This window comes from Microseira wollei NIES-4236 (genome assembly GCF_020521235.1).
Lineage (GTDB): Bacteria > Cyanobacteriota > Cyanobacteriia > Cyanobacteriales > Aerosakkonemataceae > Microseira > Microseira wollei.
The window spans coordinates 1-206 of record NZ_BLAY01000861.1; the positions used below are offsets into that span (position 1 = coordinate 1).

Here is a 206-nt window from a genome sequence, read left to right on the forward strand (position 1 = left end):
AATTGTAGAGTCCTGCCAGATTATTCAAACTGAGGGCAACATCCGGATGGTCTTCTCCCAGCAGTCTTTTTCTCAATTGTAAAGCTTGCAAATACAAAGGTTCCGCTTCGCTGTAGCGGACTTGAGAGTTGTAGAGTCCTGCCAGATTATTCAAACTGAGGGCAACATCCGGATGGTCTTCTCCCAGCAGTCTTTTTCTCAATTGT

The 206-nt window shown here is 45.1% G+C and carries 1 protein-coding gene; it reads right to left on the reverse strand.

Annotated features, from left to right (window positions below):
* Positions 1–206: tetratricopeptide repeat protein (locus tag MiSe_RS50660; protein ID WP_226595187.1), on the reverse strand; the 206-nt coding region annotated here is incomplete at both ends.